The 15,781-nt window shown below is 63.5% G+C and carries 20 protein-coding genes; 16 read left to right on the top strand and 4 right to left on the bottom strand.

Annotated features, from left to right (window positions below; genetic code table 11):
• Positions 1 to 31 precede the first annotated feature (31 nt).
• Positions 32 to 625 carry an exonuclease domain-containing protein gene (locus GO591_RS10505; protein ID WP_157156776.1) on the bottom strand — a complete coding sequence of 198 codons (594 nt, stop codon included), beginning with the start codon at positions 623 to 625 and terminating at the stop codon, positions 32 to 34.
• A 105-nt stretch (positions 626 to 730) separates the two neighbouring features.
• Here GO591_RS10505 and GO591_RS10500 point away from each other — a divergent pair, with 105 nt between their 5' ends.
• The 12 genes from GO591_RS10500 (at position 731) to GO591_RS10445 (ending at position 9,620) form a co-directional block, all read left to right on the top strand.
• Positions 731 to 1,135 (top strand): hypothetical protein, encoded by a 405-nt coding sequence (locus GO591_RS10500; protein WP_157156775.1) that lies wholly within the window; start codon positions 731 to 733, stop codon positions 1,133 to 1,135.
• Positions 1,128 to 1,547 (top strand): hypothetical protein, encoded by a 420-nt coding sequence (locus tag GO591_RS10495; protein ID WP_157156774.1) that lies wholly within the window; start codon positions 1,128 to 1,130, stop codon positions 1,545 to 1,547. The genes GO591_RS10500 and GO591_RS10495 overlap by 8 nt, the downstream gene beginning before the upstream one ends.
• 5 nt (positions 1,548 to 1,552) lie before the next feature.
• Positions 1,553 to 1,951: a hypothetical protein gene (locus GO591_RS10490; protein ID WP_157156773.1), complete on the top strand. Its 399-nt coding sequence runs from the start codon at positions 1,553 to 1,555 to the stop codon at positions 1,949 to 1,951.
• A 25-nt stretch (positions 1,952 to 1,976) separates the two neighbouring features.
• Positions 1,977 to 3,050 (top strand): redox-regulated ATPase YchF, encoded by a 1,074-nt coding sequence (gene ychF, locus GO591_RS10485; RefSeq protein ID WP_157156772.1) that lies wholly within the window; start codon positions 1,977 to 1,979, stop codon positions 3,048 to 3,050.
• A 202-nt stretch (positions 3,051 to 3,252) separates the two neighbouring features.
• Complete coding sequence (locus GO591_RS10480) at positions 3,253 to 3,942, top strand: DUF4760 domain-containing protein (RefSeq protein WP_157156771.1); 690 nt, start codon at positions 3,253 to 3,255, stop codon at positions 3,940 to 3,942.
• Positions 3,942 to 4,484 carry a GNAT family N-acetyltransferase gene (locus tag GO591_RS10475; protein ID WP_157156770.1) on the top strand — a complete coding sequence of 181 codons (543 nt, stop codon included), beginning with the start codon at positions 3,942 to 3,944 and terminating at the stop codon, positions 4,482 to 4,484. Before GO591_RS10480 ends, GO591_RS10475 begins: the two co-directional genes overlap by 1 nt.
• A gap of 662 nt (positions 4,485 to 5,146) precedes the next feature.
• Positions 5,147 to 6,481, top strand: a complete 1,335-nt coding sequence (locus GO591_RS10470; RefSeq protein ID WP_157156769.1) for an AAA family ATPase — start codon at positions 5,147 to 5,149, stop codon at positions 6,479 to 6,481.
• 1 nt (position 6,482) lies between these two features.
• A complete protein-coding gene (locus tag GO591_RS10465) occupies positions 6,483 to 7,082 on the top strand; it encodes an RloB family protein (protein WP_157156768.1) in 600 nt (199 codons plus the stop codon).
• A gap of 215 nt (positions 7,083 to 7,297) precedes the next feature.
• Positions 7,298 to 8,212: an arginase family protein gene (locus GO591_RS10460; protein ID WP_157156767.1), complete on the top strand. Its 915-nt coding sequence runs from the start codon at positions 7,298 to 7,300 to the stop codon at positions 8,210 to 8,212.
• Positions 8,213 to 8,298: 86 nt separating this feature from the next.
• Entirely contained in the window at positions 8,299 to 8,661 is a 363-nt protein-coding gene (locus tag GO591_RS10455) for an ArsR/SmtB family transcription factor (RefSeq protein WP_157156766.1), read from the top strand.
• Positions 8,658 to 9,125 (top strand): SRPBCC family protein, encoded by a 468-nt coding sequence (locus GO591_RS10450; RefSeq protein ID WP_157156765.1) that lies wholly within the window; start codon positions 8,658 to 8,660, stop codon positions 9,123 to 9,125. The genes GO591_RS10455 and GO591_RS10450 overlap by 4 nt, the downstream gene beginning before the upstream one ends.
• Positions 9,126 to 9,440: 315 nt before the next feature.
• Positions 9,441 to 9,620: a PLD nuclease N-terminal domain-containing protein gene (locus GO591_RS10445; protein ID WP_157156764.1), complete on the top strand. Its 180-nt coding sequence runs from the start codon at positions 9,441 to 9,443 to the stop codon at positions 9,618 to 9,620.
• An 8-nt stretch (positions 9,621 to 9,628) separates the two neighbouring features.
• Here GO591_RS10445 and GO591_RS10440 read toward each other — a convergent pair whose 3' ends face one another.
• Both GO591_RS10440 and GO591_RS10435 read right to left on the bottom strand, forming a co-directional pair.
• Positions 9,629 to 9,907, bottom strand: a complete 279-nt coding sequence (locus GO591_RS10440) for a DUF4190 domain-containing protein (RefSeq protein WP_255446943.1) — start codon at positions 9,905 to 9,907, stop codon at positions 9,629 to 9,631.
• Between the two features lie 178 nt (positions 9,908 to 10,085).
• Complete coding sequence (locus tag GO591_RS10435) at positions 10,086 to 10,580, bottom strand: nucleoside/nucleotide kinase family protein (RefSeq protein WP_157156762.1); 495 nt, start codon at positions 10,578 to 10,580, stop codon at positions 10,086 to 10,088.
• Positions 10,581 to 10,653: 73 nt separating this feature from the next.
• Here GO591_RS10435 and GO591_RS10430 point away from each other — a divergent pair, with 73 nt between their 5' ends.
• Positions 10,654 to 11,646, top strand: coding sequence for a hypothetical protein (locus GO591_RS10430; protein WP_157156761.1), 993 nt, complete (start codon positions 10,654 to 10,656; stop codon positions 11,644 to 11,646).
• Positions 11,647 to 11,662: 16 nt separating this feature from the next.
• On the opposite strand, the gene GO591_RS10425 is transcribed toward GO591_RS10430, so the two are convergent.
• Positions 11,663 to 12,610: an SMP-30/gluconolactonase/LRE family protein gene (locus tag GO591_RS10425; protein ID WP_157156760.1), complete on the bottom strand. Its 948-nt coding sequence runs from the start codon at positions 12,608 to 12,610 to the stop codon at positions 11,663 to 11,665.
• Between the two features lie 159 nt (positions 12,611 to 12,769).
• On the opposite strand from GO591_RS10425, the gene GO591_RS10420 reads away from it, so the two are divergent.
• From GO591_RS10420 to GO591_RS10410, 3 genes are all read left to right on the top strand, one after another.
• Positions 12,770 to 13,279 carry a DUF1269 domain-containing protein gene (locus GO591_RS10420; RefSeq protein WP_157156759.1) on the top strand — a complete coding sequence of 170 codons (510 nt, stop codon included), beginning with the start codon at positions 12,770 to 12,772 and terminating at the stop codon, positions 13,277 to 13,279.
• Between the two features lie 80 nt (positions 13,280 to 13,359).
• Positions 13,360 to 14,679: an MFS transporter gene (locus GO591_RS10415; protein ID WP_232466138.1), complete on the top strand. Its 1,320-nt coding sequence runs from the start codon at positions 13,360 to 13,362 to the stop codon at positions 14,677 to 14,679.
• Positions 14,680 to 14,764: 85 nt separating this feature from the next.
• On the top strand, positions 14,765 to 15,760 hold the full coding sequence (locus tag GO591_RS10410) for a hypothetical protein (RefSeq protein ID WP_157156758.1): 996 nt from the start codon (positions 14,765 to 14,767) through the stop codon (positions 15,758 to 15,760).
• Positions 15,761 to 15,781 lie beyond the last annotated feature (21 nt).

The raw sequence follows: 15,781 nt of genomic DNA, 5'->3' as shown, positions 1-15,781 counted from the left end.
GCGCCAGTGCTCCGTGGCGACATTGACGGGGCTACGCGCTCGCCGCAGCCGCCGCCAGCGTGCCGATCGAGTTCACCCGGATGCCCGCCAGCCCGGCGAGCTCGTCAACATCGGATGCCCCATGCCGCTTCGCCGCGTGGATCATGATCGCCGCACACGCCTCAGCGTCGGCGATCGCGTCGTGGTGCCGGAAGTCCTCGAACCCGGCGGCCATCGCGGCGACCGGCAGGCGGTACGAGTCCAGGTTGTAGGTTTTGCGGGCAAGTTGCAGCGTGCACGCGTACCGGTAGCTCGGAATGTCGATGAAGCTCGCGGTGCACGCGGCCTTGATCACGCCCATGTCGAATCCGGCGTTGTGCGCGACCAGGGCGTCGTCCTCGGCGAAGGCCATCAGGTCGGGCATCTGGTCGATCCAGAGCGCGGCGTCCGCGACATCCGCTTCCTCAATGCCGTGGATGCGCGTGTTCCACTCCGAGAACCAGTCGTGGCCGAGCGGTGGGCGGATGTACCAGCCCGCGGTGTCGACGACGCGGCCGTCGCGCACCTTCACCAGTCCCACCGAGCAAGCTGACGCTGCACTGTTGTTCGCGGTCTCGAAGTCGATGGCGGTGAAATCCAGTGGCACGGCTTGATGGTTTCATGCGCCGGCGACATCGCCGGGAGCGCACGCCGCGCTGGCTCGGATCGTTGTCACCCGCTAGCGTGAAGTGATTCATCTTCAGGGGGACGGATGCGCAGAGCGGCCGCAGCGGCACTGATCGGAGCGGCGAGCGTGCTCGGGCTGGCGGCGTGCGACAGCCCGATGCCGATCTCGCTGTTCAGCGAGCCGCAGGACGCGGACGACGTCCCCACTCTGGAGTTCACCGATGTGCGGGACAGCACCACCCGGCATCTTGCCGATCACGATGGTTGGAGCTTCTTCGCGGCGATCGGTCAGCACGGCGGTTACTGCGTAATTGCCACACGCCCCGATGGCGAGGGTTCATCCATGGGCTGCTCCGACAACCTGCCCGTGGGGATCGGCATCAGCGGGGCCGGGACCATGGTGGAACTCGTCCCAGACGGTTTCGTCGAGAACCCGCCGGACGGCTGGACGGCGCTCTCGCCGAACCTGATGATCGGGCGACGTGACTAGCCCGGCGGGACGGATGCGCAGAGCGGCCGCAGCGGCACTGATCGCAGCGGCGAGCGTGCTCGGGCTGGCCGCGTGCTACAGCCCGATGCCGATCTCGCTGTTCAGCGAGCCGCAGGACGAGGACGACTTGGTGCCAGCGGCGATTCTGTACGACACCATCAACCCTGACTCGGTGCGTCATCTCGCCGACACTGACGGGTGGCGCTATTTCGCGGCGTTCTCTCAGGACGGCTACTGCGTCATCGTCATCGAAATCGCGACCGCGGCAAGCTCCAGCGGGTGCTCTTCGATCCTGCCGGCGCATGTCGGCGGACTCGGTCCGAGTGTCCAACTCGTTCCCGACGATTACTCCGCCCATGATGCCGACGGGTGGGAGATCCTGACGCCGAACCTACTGATCCAAAGGAACTAGGACGGATGCGCAGGGCGGCAGCGGCGGCACTGATCGCAGCGGTGAGCGTGCTCGGACTGGCGGCGTGCAGCGGGCCGCTGGAGATCTCGCTGTTCAGCGAGCCGCAGGACGACACCGACAGGTCGGCGGACCTGGAGGTTCTATCCGACTCCATCAACCTCGACTCGGTGCGGCACCTTGCCGACGCCGACGGACTGCGGTACTTCGCGGCGATCTCATCGGACGGTTACTGCGTCTTTGTTGTCGACCCTGGGATCGGGAGCGCCGGTGGCTGTTCGCCAACGCTGCCCGCGAGCGTCACCGGGCAGGGCAAGAGTGTGCAACTCGTGCCAGACAACTACTCGGCGCACGACGAGGACGGCTGGCGGGAGCTGACTCCAAACCTGCTGATCCAGGAGGACTAGCCCCGCCCCGGTACGATAGACCCCCGTGGCTCTCACTATCGCAATCGTTGGACTCCCGAATGTCGGCAAGTCCACCCTCTTCAACGCACTGACCAAGAACACGGTGCTCGCCGCGAACTACCCGTTCGCGACGATCGAGCCGAACATCGGTGTGGTGAACCTGCCGGATGAGCGCCTCAACACGCTGGCCGAGATCTTCGGCAGCGAGCGCATCCTGCCCGCGCCGGTGTCCTTCGTCGACATCGCCGGCATCGTCAAGGGCGCCAGTGAGGGGGAAGGGCTCGGCAACAAGTTCCTCGCCAACATCCGTGAAGCGGATGCCATCGCCCAGGTCATCCGTGGCTTCGACGACTCCGACGTGGTGCATGTCGACGGCGCGGTCAACCCAGCCAGCGACATGGAGATCATCAACACCGAACTGATCCTCGCCGACCTGCAGACCCTCGAGAAGGCGCTCGCGCGCTACGAGAAAGAGGTCAAGGGCAAGAAGCTCGACCCGGTCGTGCTCGAGACGGCATTGGCTGCGCAGAAGGTGCTGAACGAGGGAACCTTGCTCTCGGCATCCGGAATCGACATGGAGCCGATCCGCGAACTGGGCCTGCTCACCGCGAAGCCGTTCATCTTCGTCTTCAACGTCGACGAGGCGGTGCTCACCAGCGAGGAGCGCAAGGCCGAGCTGGCTGCGCTGGTCGCGCCGGTGAAGGCGGTCTTCCTGGACGCGAAGCTCGAGAGCGAACTGATCGATCTGGACGAGGCGGATGCCGCGGAGCTGCTGGCGTCCACCGGGCAGGAGGAGTCCGGACTCGACCAGCTCGCCCGCATCGGCTTCGACACCCTGGGCCTGCAGACCTACCTCACCGCGGGACCGAAGGAGGCGCGCGCCTGGACGATCCCGAAGGGCTCGAAGGCTCCGCAGGCGGCCGGCGTGATCCATACCGACTTCGAGCGGGGCTTCATCAAGGCCGAGATCATCTCCTTCGAAGACCTGGTCGCGACCGGTTCGGTCGCCGAGGCCCGTGCCAAGGGCAAGGCCCGCATGGAGGGCAAGGACTACATCATGCAGGACGGCGACGTGGTGGAGTTCCGCTTCAACGTGTAGTCCCGCCACCCGGTGATTGAGGAACGCCCGACGAAGTCTCCGGCGGTTGAGGAGCGCGCGACGGAGTCGCACGCGTCCGAAACCTTTGCGCTTGTGGACTCTCGTTCAGCAAGCGCGCCCCTTCGGAAGCGAAGAAGGCGACGCCGACATCCGAATCGGGATATGGCGCCGCCTCATGGACTCGCTAGCGTGGAACTGACAAATGCTCGGCGGGTCTTTCGTTGCCGAGGCTTTCCCGGTGGTAAAACGTCCACATGACGTCGGGGGAACACCATTGAAGTTGCAAAAGCACGGACGAAGCGCGTTTCTCACTCTGATCACGGCGCTCACGGTTATCGCGTTTGTTCTCTTGCTTGGTATCGAGTCTGAGCCGCAGTCCAAGATCGGCCTTTTCACCGACGTGGCTGGCGCGGTTGCGGCGGTCGGCGGAGCGGTCGCGATCTGGTATCAGCTCAAGCGAGCACGCGACTTAACTGAGGCCGAGTTCATCGTCAACCTCAATGAGTCGTTCGGCGCTAGTGAAGAAATCAGACGCGTTTACGGCAAGATCGAGCGCAGTCGCCGCTCGGCTGAGGTCGGGCTCAACCAGGATGACATAGCTGCCATCGTTATCTACCTGACCTTCTTCGAAACGATCTACAGTCTCGTGCAACGCAAGATTCTCACGTTCGCGATGATTGATGATCTGTTTGCATACCGATTCTTCCTCGTTGCTCACGACAGCTTCGTGCAGGAGCAGGAGCTGATTAAGGACGCCCCCTACTACCAGAACTTCTACTTACTGCATAAGGGGTGGACTGCATACCGTTCGGCGAATGGTAAACACGGCTTCTTCGAAGACCACGACCTCTCGCTCTCCCCTGCGTACGGCAGTCTGGTCGGCGCCAAGTAGTGGTTGACGCCGGTACCCAGGCCAGGCACTTTTCAGTGAGGCGCTGTGCATCGAGCGAACTGGCCAACTTGCTGGAAGTTCAGTCCCAAGTACTGGGTGCGCTGCCGGACCCTGACTTGCTTGAGGGCTCGTCGGCCGGTGAGCTCGAGACGTACTTGGCGGGCGGCGGCGATGTCATCGGCGCCTACGAAAATGGCACCTTGGCTGGTTACGGCATTTACACTTCGTTTCCTGACTCCGACCCCAGGCTTCGCTCGCTCGGGACTGAGGTCGCCGAATTGTATGGCGGCCGCTCGTTTGATTTGGGAGTACTGGATACAGTCGCCGTGCATCCCGACCATAGAGGCCATGGCCTGCAGGGCGCGATCTGCGCCGAGATCCACCGGCTTGCGAGGAGTGGTGGCGCGAAAGTGATGATGACAACGGTTTCGCCGCAGAATCAAATCAGTATCAAAAACTTCGCCCGTCTCGGTTATAAACCCGTCTTCGAGCGGTTGCTGTACGGCGGCAAGGCCCGAAGCGTTTTGGCGATGCTGCTATGAAGCTTGCCCAACCCCGTGTAGTCACTCACGGGTGCGCATTTCCGAGTCTTTGCGCTCAATGAGGGCGCGAGATCGGGGCGAATCGATTGAGCAATCGAGTAACGAAAACGGGCTGAGTTCCGCTTCAACTCTTAATGGCGTCGGAAACGGTCATGAATCTACCGGCGCAGCCACAGCCTATTCGGTGCGCTGGAGCCGTTTCTGCAGCGGCTCGGGTGGACCCTGCTTTACAGAGGACTCACTCGAGGGTCGTGCGGATGGTCGAATGCTCCAGGCGCACGGGGGTCGTTTTCGTCGGCAACTCGCTGTAACGGCCGGCATAAGTGCTGCGATTAGGACCCGGCGCTAGCATTCGTGTCCAGGGGCGGGTGCACGGGTGTCGCGGTTGCCGTGCTTGCCGAGACGGGCGATTCGTTCGTATTGCCGCAGCGGGTCTTGATGCTTTTAGGGTGTCCTCGCGTTCGCGCGAAAGTTGATGCTTTGCTGCAGTGTTCCGACAAGCACTGTGGCGCGCGCAGGACTGAAGCCCTGGCAAGCGCAACGCTACGCTAGGAGCGATTTTCGCGCGAGCGAGGATGCAGACGCACGGATTCGATGCTGAAGCCCACTTATCTCACGATTTTCGTTCAAGAGAATGCACTGGACGTGATAGCGTCGTGCGCATGATCCTTCTGAGATTTACGGTGCGCAACCACAAGAGCATCCGTGAAGAGGTCACCATCGATCTAACGCGACCGACGCTGCGCACACTCGCACCCAAGTCGGGAGCGTGGGGAGACTACGTCTACACGCTTGCGGGCATCTTCGGTCCGAACGCCTCTGGCAAGTCCGCTGTTCTCGACGCGATGAATTACGCATTCACCGCGATACGCAATTCGTCGACAACCTGGCAGGCGCGGACAAAGATGCCGCGCGTGCCCTTCCGACTCGATGGGCGTTCGAGAGAGGAGCCGAGCAAGTATGTGCTGGAGTTCGTGCACGACGGCCGTCGCCACGAATACGGGTTCGAGCTTGACAGCAAAGGCGTCTTGACCGAATGGCTCAGGGAGGCATCGGGCCGGTGGCGAACGCTCTTCGAGCGTCGCCGAGGGCAACGCGCCGTCAAGTTGGGCAGCTCAATGCGAGTGCTTGGAGATGTCAGTGATCGCGAGCTCGCGCTCAGCCGCGCATACGTGTTAGAGCACCCGCAGCTGTTTCCTATCGCGACGGACCTGATCGCATCGTTCGACATTGTGTCCGTGAAGGACTCGCACCGCGAGGTCCGGCTGCGGAACATCGCAGAGTCGCTCGTCGACGGATCGATCACTTCGCTCGACATCGAGACTCTGCTGCAAGTTGCCGACATCGGCATCCGCGCCGTGACAGTGGAGGAGAAGGACCTGCCCGAGAGGGTGCAACGTGCGCTCCAACTGTTTAAGCGTGCAATGAACGAGGGCGATACCGGCGACGTCGAAAAGGCTGGCGACAAGGATGGCATGACGTCGGAGGAGCTCGAGGAGGAGGACTCGAAGCAGATTGTCCGAAACCTACTGTTTACCCACCGCGGTGAATCAGATGACTGCCCACCGTTCTCGATCAACCAGGAGAGCGACGGCACCGTAGCCTGGCTGGCGCTCATGGTTCCAGTGACCGAGACTTTGCGCGAAGGGGGGCTTCTCTGCATCGACGAGATTGACTCTAGCCTGCATCCGCATCTACTCGACGTTGTACTTGGTCTGTTCGCAGATCCGCGGCTGAACCGAAAGCACGCGCAGCTGATCTTCACCAGCCACGAGACTTACATCCTGTCACCGCTGAGTGAGATCGACCTCGAGCCCGAGCAAGTTTGGTTCACGGACAAGAGCTACGACGGCGTTACCGAGATCACCTGCCTCGCGGAATTCCCGCGTCACGGTGATGCAAACGTCGCTAAGCGGTACCTTTCCGGTCGCTACGGCGGGACGCCCAGGCTGGCACCGAGCATGCTGGAGACGCTGCTCATTTCAGAGGATGCCTGACATGGGCGGTAACGGCCGCCGGCGGCGCCCGATACGGAGCTTGTATCGCCGCATCTTGGTCGTTGCCGAGGGTAAGGAGACCGAACGCCAGTACATCGAGCTGTTGGGGCAACATCTGCGAGAGCGCGGTGTGATGGTGTCAGTGAAAACGGCCCACGGCGGCTCTGACCCGGTCGCCGTGGTGCGCAAGTGCGTCAGCGAGGCCGACAAAGCAAGGAAGAAGCAGCAAGCATTCGATCAGTATGTCTGCCTGGTTGACGTCGACACCCACGCTCACCTAGATGATGCGGTCGCCCTTGCGCAGAAGAACGACGTCGTTCTGATCGTGACTAACCTGAAGTTTGAAGTCTGGCTGCTCTGGCATGTTGAGGACAGCATCAGCACCAAGACTTCGAAGGAGCTCGACGAACTCGTAATAAAGCATGGCCTCGTAAAAAAGGACAACCCGAAACATCTGACGGTGAAGTTCCCGATCGACAAGTGGACCGACGCCGACACGATTGCCAGGCGTGCTGATCCGGATCTGGCGTCGTGCAGGAAGGGAGCGGACCCCTCGTCTGCGATGCCGGTGCTTGTGGAGATCCTGCGCGGGCAGTCCTGACACGGATGCGACTATGCAGCGGAGTCGCTCAACGTTCGAAGACCCGCGCAATTGACGAAAGTAGCTGAGTGACAAGTGGCGACAAGTCATACATTGCACCGTCATGCAAGTGAGCGACGGAACGTGGTGGAGTTCCGCTTCAACGTGTAGCTTTCGCGAGGCGTGCTCCTCGCGGAGTGGTCGACAGGGCCGCCGTTGCGTGCTGTCATGAGGGCATGATGCGGATCGCGCTCATCGGCGTACCTTTCGACGGGTACGGTCGAGCGGGACATCAGGCGATTGCCGCTCAGGCGATGAGAGACGCCGGCATCTCGGCAGCCTGGGCGGCTCTTGAAGTGGTCACCGACGAGGACATCCTCCTTCCCGCGCAGACCCCGGAGCGGGGCATTGCCACGACGCTCATGAACGAGCCGGCACTTGTGGCCATGACGCAGAACCTCTCGGCAGCGGTGGCGCGGGCCGTGGCATCCGACACCTTTCCCTGCGTCATCGGCGGCGACTGCTCGGCTCTGTTAGGCATCATGGCCGGAGTGGGAGGGCAATCTGGTGGCGTCGGCCTGCTGGTGCTCGATGGCCACGAGGACACCATCCCGCTCGACGTGTCCGAGGACGGGGAAGCGGCGAACGTCGAGATCGGCCTCCTGTTGGGGGTGACAGGAAGGACAATGTCCGGTCCGCTCGCTGAGCTGGTGCCGACCCTTGCTCCGCAGAGGCTCGCAATGATTGGGGCGCGCGATGATTCATGGCGGCGGAGGTTCAATGTCGCCTCGGTCGAAGGCCTTGGCGCCTACGCCCGCGGAGCGCTAGCCGCTGCCTTGGCACCCGAACATGTTGGTCGAGAAGCAGCAGCATTCGTCACCGGTGCTGGCAACAGTTGGTGGCTGCATGTGGACCTCGACGTCCTTGACCCCGAGCAATTCCCTGCACAGAGGGTGCCGGGCACGCAAGACGAACCGGGTGGGCTCACCCCTGACCAACTTGTCGGTGTCATGGTCTCGGCCGCACGGCATCCGGGCCTCATTGGCGTCAGCCTTGCGATATACGACCCTGATCAGGATGTCGACGGGGCCGGTGCCCAAACGATCAACCTTCTCGTTCGGGAAGTCGCCGTGGCGCTCGCTGAACGATAGAGCCAAATGTAGTGGTTTCAGGTGTATTGACACTCGAGCCGTGCAATGCATTAATAAAGTGAATCCTTAATTAAGGAGTACCTGAAATGGCTGCGTCGGACTCTCTGAGTGTTGTCTTCGCTGCGCTTGCCGACCCGACGCGTCGCGCGATCCTTTCGAGGCTCGCGCAGGGACCTGCGACCGTGGGTGAAGTCGCCGAGCCGTTCATGGTGACCGCCCCGGCGATCTCCCAGCATCTCAAGGTGCTCGAGCGCGCCGGTCTCGTCACCCGCACTGCTCAAGCTCAGTGGCGGACCCTGTCGATGCAGTCGGAGCCACTCGACGAGGCGTCGGCATGGGTAGAAAAACACCGCCGCGAGTGGAACCTGCGTCTCGATGCCCTGGAGGTGCACCTCGAAACCATGAAGACCGCAATCAAAACCCACAATTCGCAGAAGACAGGATCATGACCGCGACAGACTCATCACCCATCGAAGCACCTCAGTTCTCGATCACCCGCGTCTTCAACGCGCCGCGTGAACTCGTGTGGCGTGCCTGGACCGAAGAGGCCGAGCTGGCACAGTGGCTGCACCCGTTCGGTGTCTCCACGGAGAGCGTGTCGATCGATGTTCGTGTGGGCGGCCGGTACCGATACACGATGACGAACAACGAAACCGGTGAGGAGTTCCCGACCGGGGGAGAGTACCTCGAGGTGGAACCGATCGACCGACTTGTCTTCACCTGGGGCGAACCCGATGCACCAATTGACGGGGCACCGGTCATCACGCTCACCCTCATTCCTCAGGGCGAGCGCACTGAACTTGTTTTCCACCTGCGCGGATACGAGGGCAAGGCCGGTGACGGTTTCGTCTACGACGGGTGGGACGAGGCTCTTACGAACTTCGGTCGGCACCTTGCTGGTGAGTTGGACTGAGTGCATACGATCAGGATGGACAACGTCGGCATCCCGAGGGCATCCTCATCGGGCTCGCCCAGAGCATCCACTGATGTGGCCGTTTAGTCGCGTTCCGGTGGTTGAGGAGCGCGCGACGTAGTTGCACGCGTCTCGAAACCTCCGCGCATGTGCACGCTTTTGCGGCATAAGAGCGCTTGCCAGCGGCATGAACTTCGATCGGCGACATCGAAACAGTCACCCGAACCGGGTGTGGAACCCGCAGCCCTTCTGCCACTACGCTCAGCCCAAACCCGCCAAACCTTGGAGTGATGCTTGGACCTGCTGACGATTTTCATGCTTCTCTTCGTAATCGTCCCGCTGGCGCTATTCGTCTGGGCGATCGTCAGCGTCGCGCAAACCCCGGCGGAGCCCACGCCCAAGGTCCTGTGGGTGCTGGTGGTGTTGTTCTTCCCGCTGCTCGGGCCGATCCTGTGGTTCACAATCGGACGTCCTGCAGCGTTGCAGAAGAGCTAGTAACCAAGTCAGCCAGCGTCTGCCCAAAGGTACGCAACCGGCATCAGTAGTGGCACTGCGGTGAGCGCAAAGGCGACCCCGCCGAGGATCACGCCCGCCAAGGAGAGCCTCGATCCGCGGAGGGCGGTCGAACGGCGCAACTGGCGGCGCGACAGCAGCCCGACGACGATTGCTGCGACGCCGAGCACCGCACCGAGAAGTGAGATAGAAAAGCTCATCGCTAGAGCCGCGATGCCGAGCACAAAAGCAGCGACCGACCGACCGTCATAGCCTTCGGCGGCGAGGATCGCCTACTGTGTTTCGGAATCTGATTGCGCTTCCGTACCTCGTCCTTGGTCGGCCATGCTGCGACAGTATCGGCGCTAACGATCGTTCGCCACCGTGGCCCCACGAAGCACCCCGGTGTCGTGAGGGCGGACAGCACCGCAGAACCGTGCGCGCCGTCGAGCCGGCGAGCTCAGAAGCTCACACGGCTCCGCGAACTACCGCCAGCCGCTCACCGACACTCGGCGGCAACCTGCACGCGTCGTAGAAGTACCGGTTCGGGGCGGTCTCGTCCGTCGCGTCGACCACCACATTCACGTTCGCGTGGGGAAGCGCGTCGCCCGCGAGCACCCACACCGAGAAGTGCCAAATGCCGCGAACCGACTTATTGAGTAGTCTTCGGCCGTCGACAACCAGCACTGTGTTGGGATCGGTCGCCCCGGGTAGGGAGCCCGCGCGGAACGGCTCGACGGTCTTCGAGCGCAGATCCGCCTCGTCCACATCGCCGACCGAGAGCCGCAGTACCGGTTGGTCCTTCTCGACGAGCACCGAGGCGAGGTCGTCCGCCAATCGCGGCGCAAGCGGCGCCGGTTCCCCTTCGATCGCGAGCAGTCGACGTCCGGCCCACGAGTTGTGCAAGAACTCCTCGGCCATCGAGACGAGCAACTCACGTCTGCTCTCGCTGAGCTCGACCATGACTTAACGGTACGCGTCATCTCGGCCGGCGGGAGGGTCGACGGATGCCTCGCGCACCGATAGCCTCAGCCCCATGACAACCGATGATGATGGTTCTTCGGTATACAAAGCGGACGCGGATGATGCGCCGTCGACGGATGTCGCGGACGCGGCCAAACCCCGCCGACAGCTGAATGTGCTGTGGTGCTTTGTCATCGGCGTGATCGCTGCGCTGATCGGAATGCTCCCATGGCTCGTCACGGGCATGCGCCTTCCGCTGGAAAAACTGTGGGGCAACTCCGCCAGCGCCGCCGCAACGCCCGAAGCGGTTCTGCCATTCAGCCAGTCCATGCTCACCCTGATCATCGGACTGATCGTGACCGGCTCAGCGATCGCAGGAGTCGCGGCTCGGGCAACTCGGGCGCGCCACGCACGGCATGGCCTGCGGGCAGTGGTCCTGGGTGTGATCTTCGTGCAGATCATCGTCGCAGCTCAGGCCACCGCCGTCGTCATGAACGGTCTCGAGGGGAGCACCTGGGCAGGTGGTTATCTCGCTTCCATGATCGCCGTCACAGTGGTCTCCGTTCTTATCGGCATCCTGGTCCTGTTGCTCATCGCCAGCTCTCCAGTACCAGGGGCAATCATCGGCTTGAGCATCGCGGCAATCGGCGCCGGGATTTGGGTGAACGCCCTGGTAGCTCCTTTCGGCATCATCCCCGATGAGGCGACCTCGTCGAGGCTCTACAACGTTCAATGGATTCCCGCGCTGATCGTGGGGGTGGCCATCGCTTGGGGAGGGTTCCGCACGGTTGGTCGGGTCAGCGCTGCTGTCGCCGCTCTGCTGATCCTGTGGATCGCTCCTGCTGTTCTCGTCGTGATCCGGGCTGTCACTGGTCTGGGCGGGCACGAGGACGTGCCGGGTGGGATGCTCGCCTATCTCGTGGACACGTTACGGATGGCGCTCCTGCTCCCGGCGCTACTCCCGTTGATGGTTGCGGTCATCGTCGCGGCGTTGGGGTCGCTCATCCGATCCCCGATACGTTTGCGGCCGAATGCCGCGCCGCACGCCGCCGCAGGGCCTCGGTAGCGCTCATGGTGCGGAATCACCGATCGATGCGCACCACCGAGTACTCGGTATCGGGCGTCGGGGGAGTGTCGAAGCGCGCATTCGGCAGATAGAGCCCGCTGCCGAACCGCGCGATTGTCGTCGGCACCTGGAAATCGGGGTCTGTGCGCTGGGCGATGAGTTCGCCGCTGGTCCCTGCCGCGTTCAGGCGGATCACGGCGACTGTGTTCGAGAAGTTCTGCACGACGTACAGGGTGCGTCCGACAACCAGCAGCCCGTCGCCGTCGGTGAGCACGATACCGCCAAGGTCAACGGCCGTGGCGACGCCGGTTTCCGGATCGACGCGGAACAGGATGCCGGTGGACGACTGGATCACGAGGAGCGCTTGTTGGTTGGGGGTCTGCGCGATGCCGTTGGCGTTGAACTCACCCTGCTGCACCCAGTCACCCGACAGCGGCAGGACCTCGATAGCATCCGGCTCCGGAAGCGCGCCGCCCGGGCCGAGCGGGAGCTTGTAGAGCTGGGCCTGCGAGCTGTCCGTGAACCATGCGGCGTCGCGAGTGAGAACGACGTCGTTAATGAACGACGGCTCGGTGGTGAGCTGGTAGCTCTCAATGAGGTCGCCCGTGGCGGCATCCACGACCCGCGCCTCGCCGGTAGGTCCGCCGGCGATGAACAGCCGACCCTTGTTGTCGATCTTCAGGCCGACCGACGGCGTGCCGGGCCCCTCGAGGGTTTCAATCTCCTCGCCGGTGCGCACATCGAAGACGTAGACGTCGCCGTCGGCCAGTGAGCCGACGTAGCCGGTGCCGCGGGGGCCGATCGCGATTCCCTCGGGCTGGAACGCGTCGGGCAACGCGATCACATCTTCGAAGGGGCCGGGCGGTGCGTGGGGTGAGGCGAGGGCGGCGGGTGCCCCTGAAACCAGCAGGAGGGCACTCAATGCGGCGGCGGACAATGTACGTGCGACGATGCGTCCGGACATAGGGCCATGCTACGTCCGGCTCCCGGCCCGCTGAAGACTTCTCACCGGGCTCTCAGGAGAAGTTCACCGGCAAACGCTTTCACCCCAACTGTGTGATGACCGCCTGTGCTCGAGGTGGTTCCATCGACGGAGATTCCCACATTGGATAGGAGCCCCACCATGGCTAAAGCAGACGGCGTTTTCCTTTTCATCGGCACATATCCGAACGAAGCGGCGGCGCGCGCTGACTACGACGTCGTCAAGGAACTGCACTCGGCAGGTGCGGTTGGCACGTACGACGCGGGGGTGGTCACCAAGGACGACAAGGGCAAGGTGCACCTGAACAAGGACGAGATGGCGACCCGCAAGGGGGGTTGGGGTGGTGCCGCGGCTGGCGCCGTTGTGGGGCTCGTGTTCGCTCCGGCTGTCATCGGCACTGCCCTGGTCGGCGGCGCGATCGGCGCGGTGAGTGGGCACCTCGCGCGTGGAATCTCGCGTTCCGAAGTCAAAGAACTCGGGGTGCTCATCGACGAAGGTGAGGCTGCCTTGCTGATCATCGGTGAAACCACGATTCAGGATGCGATTGACAAGGCCGAACTGAAGGCAGAGAAACGCGTTGCCAAACAACTCGACGTGAAGGCATCCGACGTGGATGACGCCGTGAAGGGTGCGGCCGGCGAAGTCAGCTGAGGGTCCGCGATACGCTCCTGTGCGATGCGTACGAGAACTGAACCCACCCCTGCGGTGCCGGCTGCCGCGTGGGCGAGGTCGTGACCGGCACGACTGAGGAGCAGCAGACTCCGAGCGAACTGCCGGCACCACGCATGCGCCTCCACCGCGCCTGGCTTGTCGCCGCGGTCACCATGGCAGCCCTCATCGCGGCTGCCGCCTTCCGCTCGACCACGGGCGCGCTGTTCGAGCCGCTGGAGAGTGAATTCGGATGGACTCGGGCGGAGACATCCGGAGCCGTCACCGCCAATCTGATCATCTATGGGTTGGTCGCGCCGTTTGCGGCCGTCCTCATGGAGCGATTCTCGGTGCGCGCGGTAATCGCCACTGCGCTCTGTCTGGTCGCCCTCGGGAGCGGACTGACTGTGGTGATGACCGACTCCTGGCAGCTCTGGGTGCTCTGGGGTGCATTCGTCGGCGTGGGCACCGGCGCGATGGCCCTGGTATTCGGCGCGATGGTCGCCAATCGCTGGTTTCACCGGCGCCGTGGGCTGGTCATGGGTGTGTTCTCGGCAGCGAACGCGTGCGGCCAGCTGATCTTCCTGCCGACGGTCGTCCACGTGGCTGCCCACGAGGGCTGGCGGACGGCCGCGCTCGGCGTGGCGGCGCTGGCGATCGTGATCATCCCGCTGCTGTTCTGGCCGTTCGCCGACAGCCCGGCGCGGGTGGGGTTGCGACCGTATGGTGCTGACGAAACCGCCGATGCCCCGGCCGCTGCCGTGCCGAGGCGCAACATCGCTGCGGAGACCATCCTCGTGCTGCGCGAGGCGATGCATTCCCGCGCATTCTGGATCCTGGCATTCACCTTTTTCGTCTGCGGCTGGTCGACGAACGGGCTCGTGCAGACGCACTTCATTCCCGCTGCCCACGATCACGGCATGCCGGCAACGACCGCGTCGGGCCTGCTCGCATTGATCGGCATCTTCGACGTCATCGGCACGATCCTGTCGGGCTGGTTGACCGACCGGGTGCGCCCGGCATTGCTTCTGGTCATCTACTACGCATTGCGTGGGATGTCGCTGCTAGTCGTGCACGCACTACTGGCCCCCGCTGTGGAGCCGCCGCTGTGGATCTTCATCGTCTTCTACGGACTGGACTGGGTCGCCACGGTGCCGCCCACCGTGGCACTCTGCAGGGAGCACTTCGGCCTGCGACGCTCAACCGTGGTGTTCGGCTGGGTGTTCGCCGCACACATGGTGGGCGCCGGAATCGGCGCGTTTGCGGCGGGCGTCGGCCGGGAGATGAGCGGGAGCTACCTGATCGCCTGGATCTCGGCCGCCGCGCTCTGCTTCGTCGCGGCGGCGAGTTTCGCGTGGATGCCGAAGCGGGCCCTCATGGCTGAGAACCCGTCGAAGGACTGACCTGATCCAGTCACCGCTGCGACGCAGGTGGCCGGTGTCCGCGTAAATGCTGCATCATTCTCAGTTACAAACTAATGTCGGCTGAATGACAGCTCCCAGCGATGGCGGTTCCTCGGCGCACGGAACGACACACGATGCACCGGTGACGGATGCCCCGGAAGACACCGCCGAGTCGCAGGGACAGTTGCCCCTCGTCTGGTTCCTGGTCATCGGAGCGGCCGCCGCGCTGGTCGGACTGCTTCCCTGGCTCATCACCGGAGCCCGCCTCCCACTGCAGAATCTCTGGGCTACCCCCACCAGCCCCGAGCAGATGCCGATCGCGCTCCTGCCGTTCAGCCAGTACGAACTCGTCGTGATTGTGGGGCTGATCGTGACGGGTTCGGCGATCGCGGGAGTCGCGGCGCGATCCGTCCGAGCACGCCAGTCCCCTCATAGCCTGCGGATGGTGTTGCTCGGTGTGCTCGTGGTGCAGGCCATCGCCGCAGTTCAGACCACCGCGGTTGTCATGAACGGCCTGGAACGGAGCAACTGGGCGGACCTCTACCTCGCGGCGCTGGTCGCCGTCACCGCCCTTGCGGTGCTGACCGGCATCCTGGTCCTGCTGCTGATCGCCAAATCGCCTGTCCCGGGCGCAGTCATCGCCCTGGCCATCGCCGCGCTTGCCACCGGCGTGTGGCTGAGCGCGCTCGTGGCCCCGTTCGGCTCGATTCAGAATGACCTGACCACCGGGCTGCTCGATCTCGTTCGCTGGGTTCCCGCGGTGATCATCGGCGCAGCGCTCGCCTGGTCGGGATTCCATACGATCGGCCGGGTCGTCGCTGGTGCGGTAGCCATCCTGATCCTGTGGATTGGACCGACCGTATTCACAGCCGTGAGCGCCGCAGCGGGAACGCGCGTGCTCGCCACCCGACCCGCTGAGATGCTCGACTACGGCATCGGAGTCTTCAATATGGCGCTGTGGCTGCCGGAGCTGGTGCTTCCGCGGCTCATCGTGGCAGCGGTTGTCGGGATTCTCGGATGGCTCGGCCTCCGATTCCTTCGGACGCGATCGGATGCCGCGGCGCCACGCGAATTTGTCTGAGCGACTTGCTCACCCGAGTCG

The organism is Diaminobutyricimonas sp. LJ205 (assembly GCF_009755725.1).
Lineage (GTDB): Bacteria > Actinomycetota > Actinomycetes > Actinomycetales > Microbacteriaceae > Ruicaihuangia.
The sequence above is the reverse complement of the archived record's forward strand: the minus strand, read 5'-3'. Positions and strand labels throughout refer to the sequence as shown.

Excerpts from the sequence above, each read along its gene's own strand:
- GO591_RS10460 (WP_157156767.1), top strand. The coding sequence starts at position 7,298 with ATGATGCGGATCGCGCTCATCGGCGTACCTTTCGACGGGTACGGTCGA.
- GO591_RS10435 (WP_157156762.1), bottom strand. The coding sequence starts at position 10,580 with ATGGTCGAGCTCAGCGAGAGCAGACGTGAGTTGCTCGTCTCGATGGCC.
- GO591_RS10410 (WP_157156758.1), top strand. The coding sequence starts at position 14,765 with ATGACAGCTCCCAGCGATGGCGGTTCCTCGGCGCACGGAACGACACAC.
- GO591_RS10465 (WP_157156768.1), top strand. The coding sequence starts at position 6,483 with ATGGGCGGTAACGGCCGCCGGCGGCGCCCGATACGGAGCTTGTATCGC.
- GO591_RS10445 (WP_157156764.1), top strand. The coding sequence starts at position 9,441 with ATGCTTCTCTTCGTAATCGTCCCGCTGGCGCTATTCGTCTGGGCGATC.
- GO591_RS10450 (WP_157156765.1), top strand. The coding sequence starts at position 8,658 with ATGACCGCGACAGACTCATCACCCATCGAAGCACCTCAGTTCTCGATC.
- GO591_RS10430 (WP_157156761.1), top strand. The coding sequence starts at position 10,654 with ATGACAACCGATGATGATGGTTCTTCGGTATACAAAGCGGACGCGGAT.
- GO591_RS10480 (WP_157156771.1), top strand. The coding sequence starts at position 3,253 with ATGCTCGGCGGGTCTTTCGTTGCCGAGGCTTTCCCGGTGGTAAAACGT.
- GO591_RS10490 (WP_157156773.1), top strand. The coding sequence starts at position 1,553 with ATGCGCAGGGCGGCAGCGGCGGCACTGATCGCAGCGGTGAGCGTGCTC.
- GO591_RS10455 (WP_157156766.1), top strand. The coding sequence starts at position 8,299 with ATGGCTGCGTCGGACTCTCTGAGTGTTGTCTTCGCTGCGCTTGCCGAC.
- GO591_RS10420 (WP_157156759.1), top strand. The coding sequence starts at position 12,770 with ATGGCTAAAGCAGACGGCGTTTTCCTTTTCATCGGCACATATCCGAAC.
- GO591_RS10470 (WP_157156769.1), top strand. The coding sequence starts at position 5,147 with ATGATCCTTCTGAGATTTACGGTGCGCAACCACAAGAGCATCCGTGAA.
- GO591_RS10500 (WP_157156775.1), top strand. The coding sequence starts at position 731 with ATGCGCAGAGCGGCCGCAGCGGCACTGATCGGAGCGGCGAGCGTGCTC.
- GO591_RS10425 (WP_157156760.1), bottom strand. The coding sequence starts at position 12,610 with ATGTCCGGACGCATCGTCGCACGTACATTGTCCGCCGCCGCATTGAGT.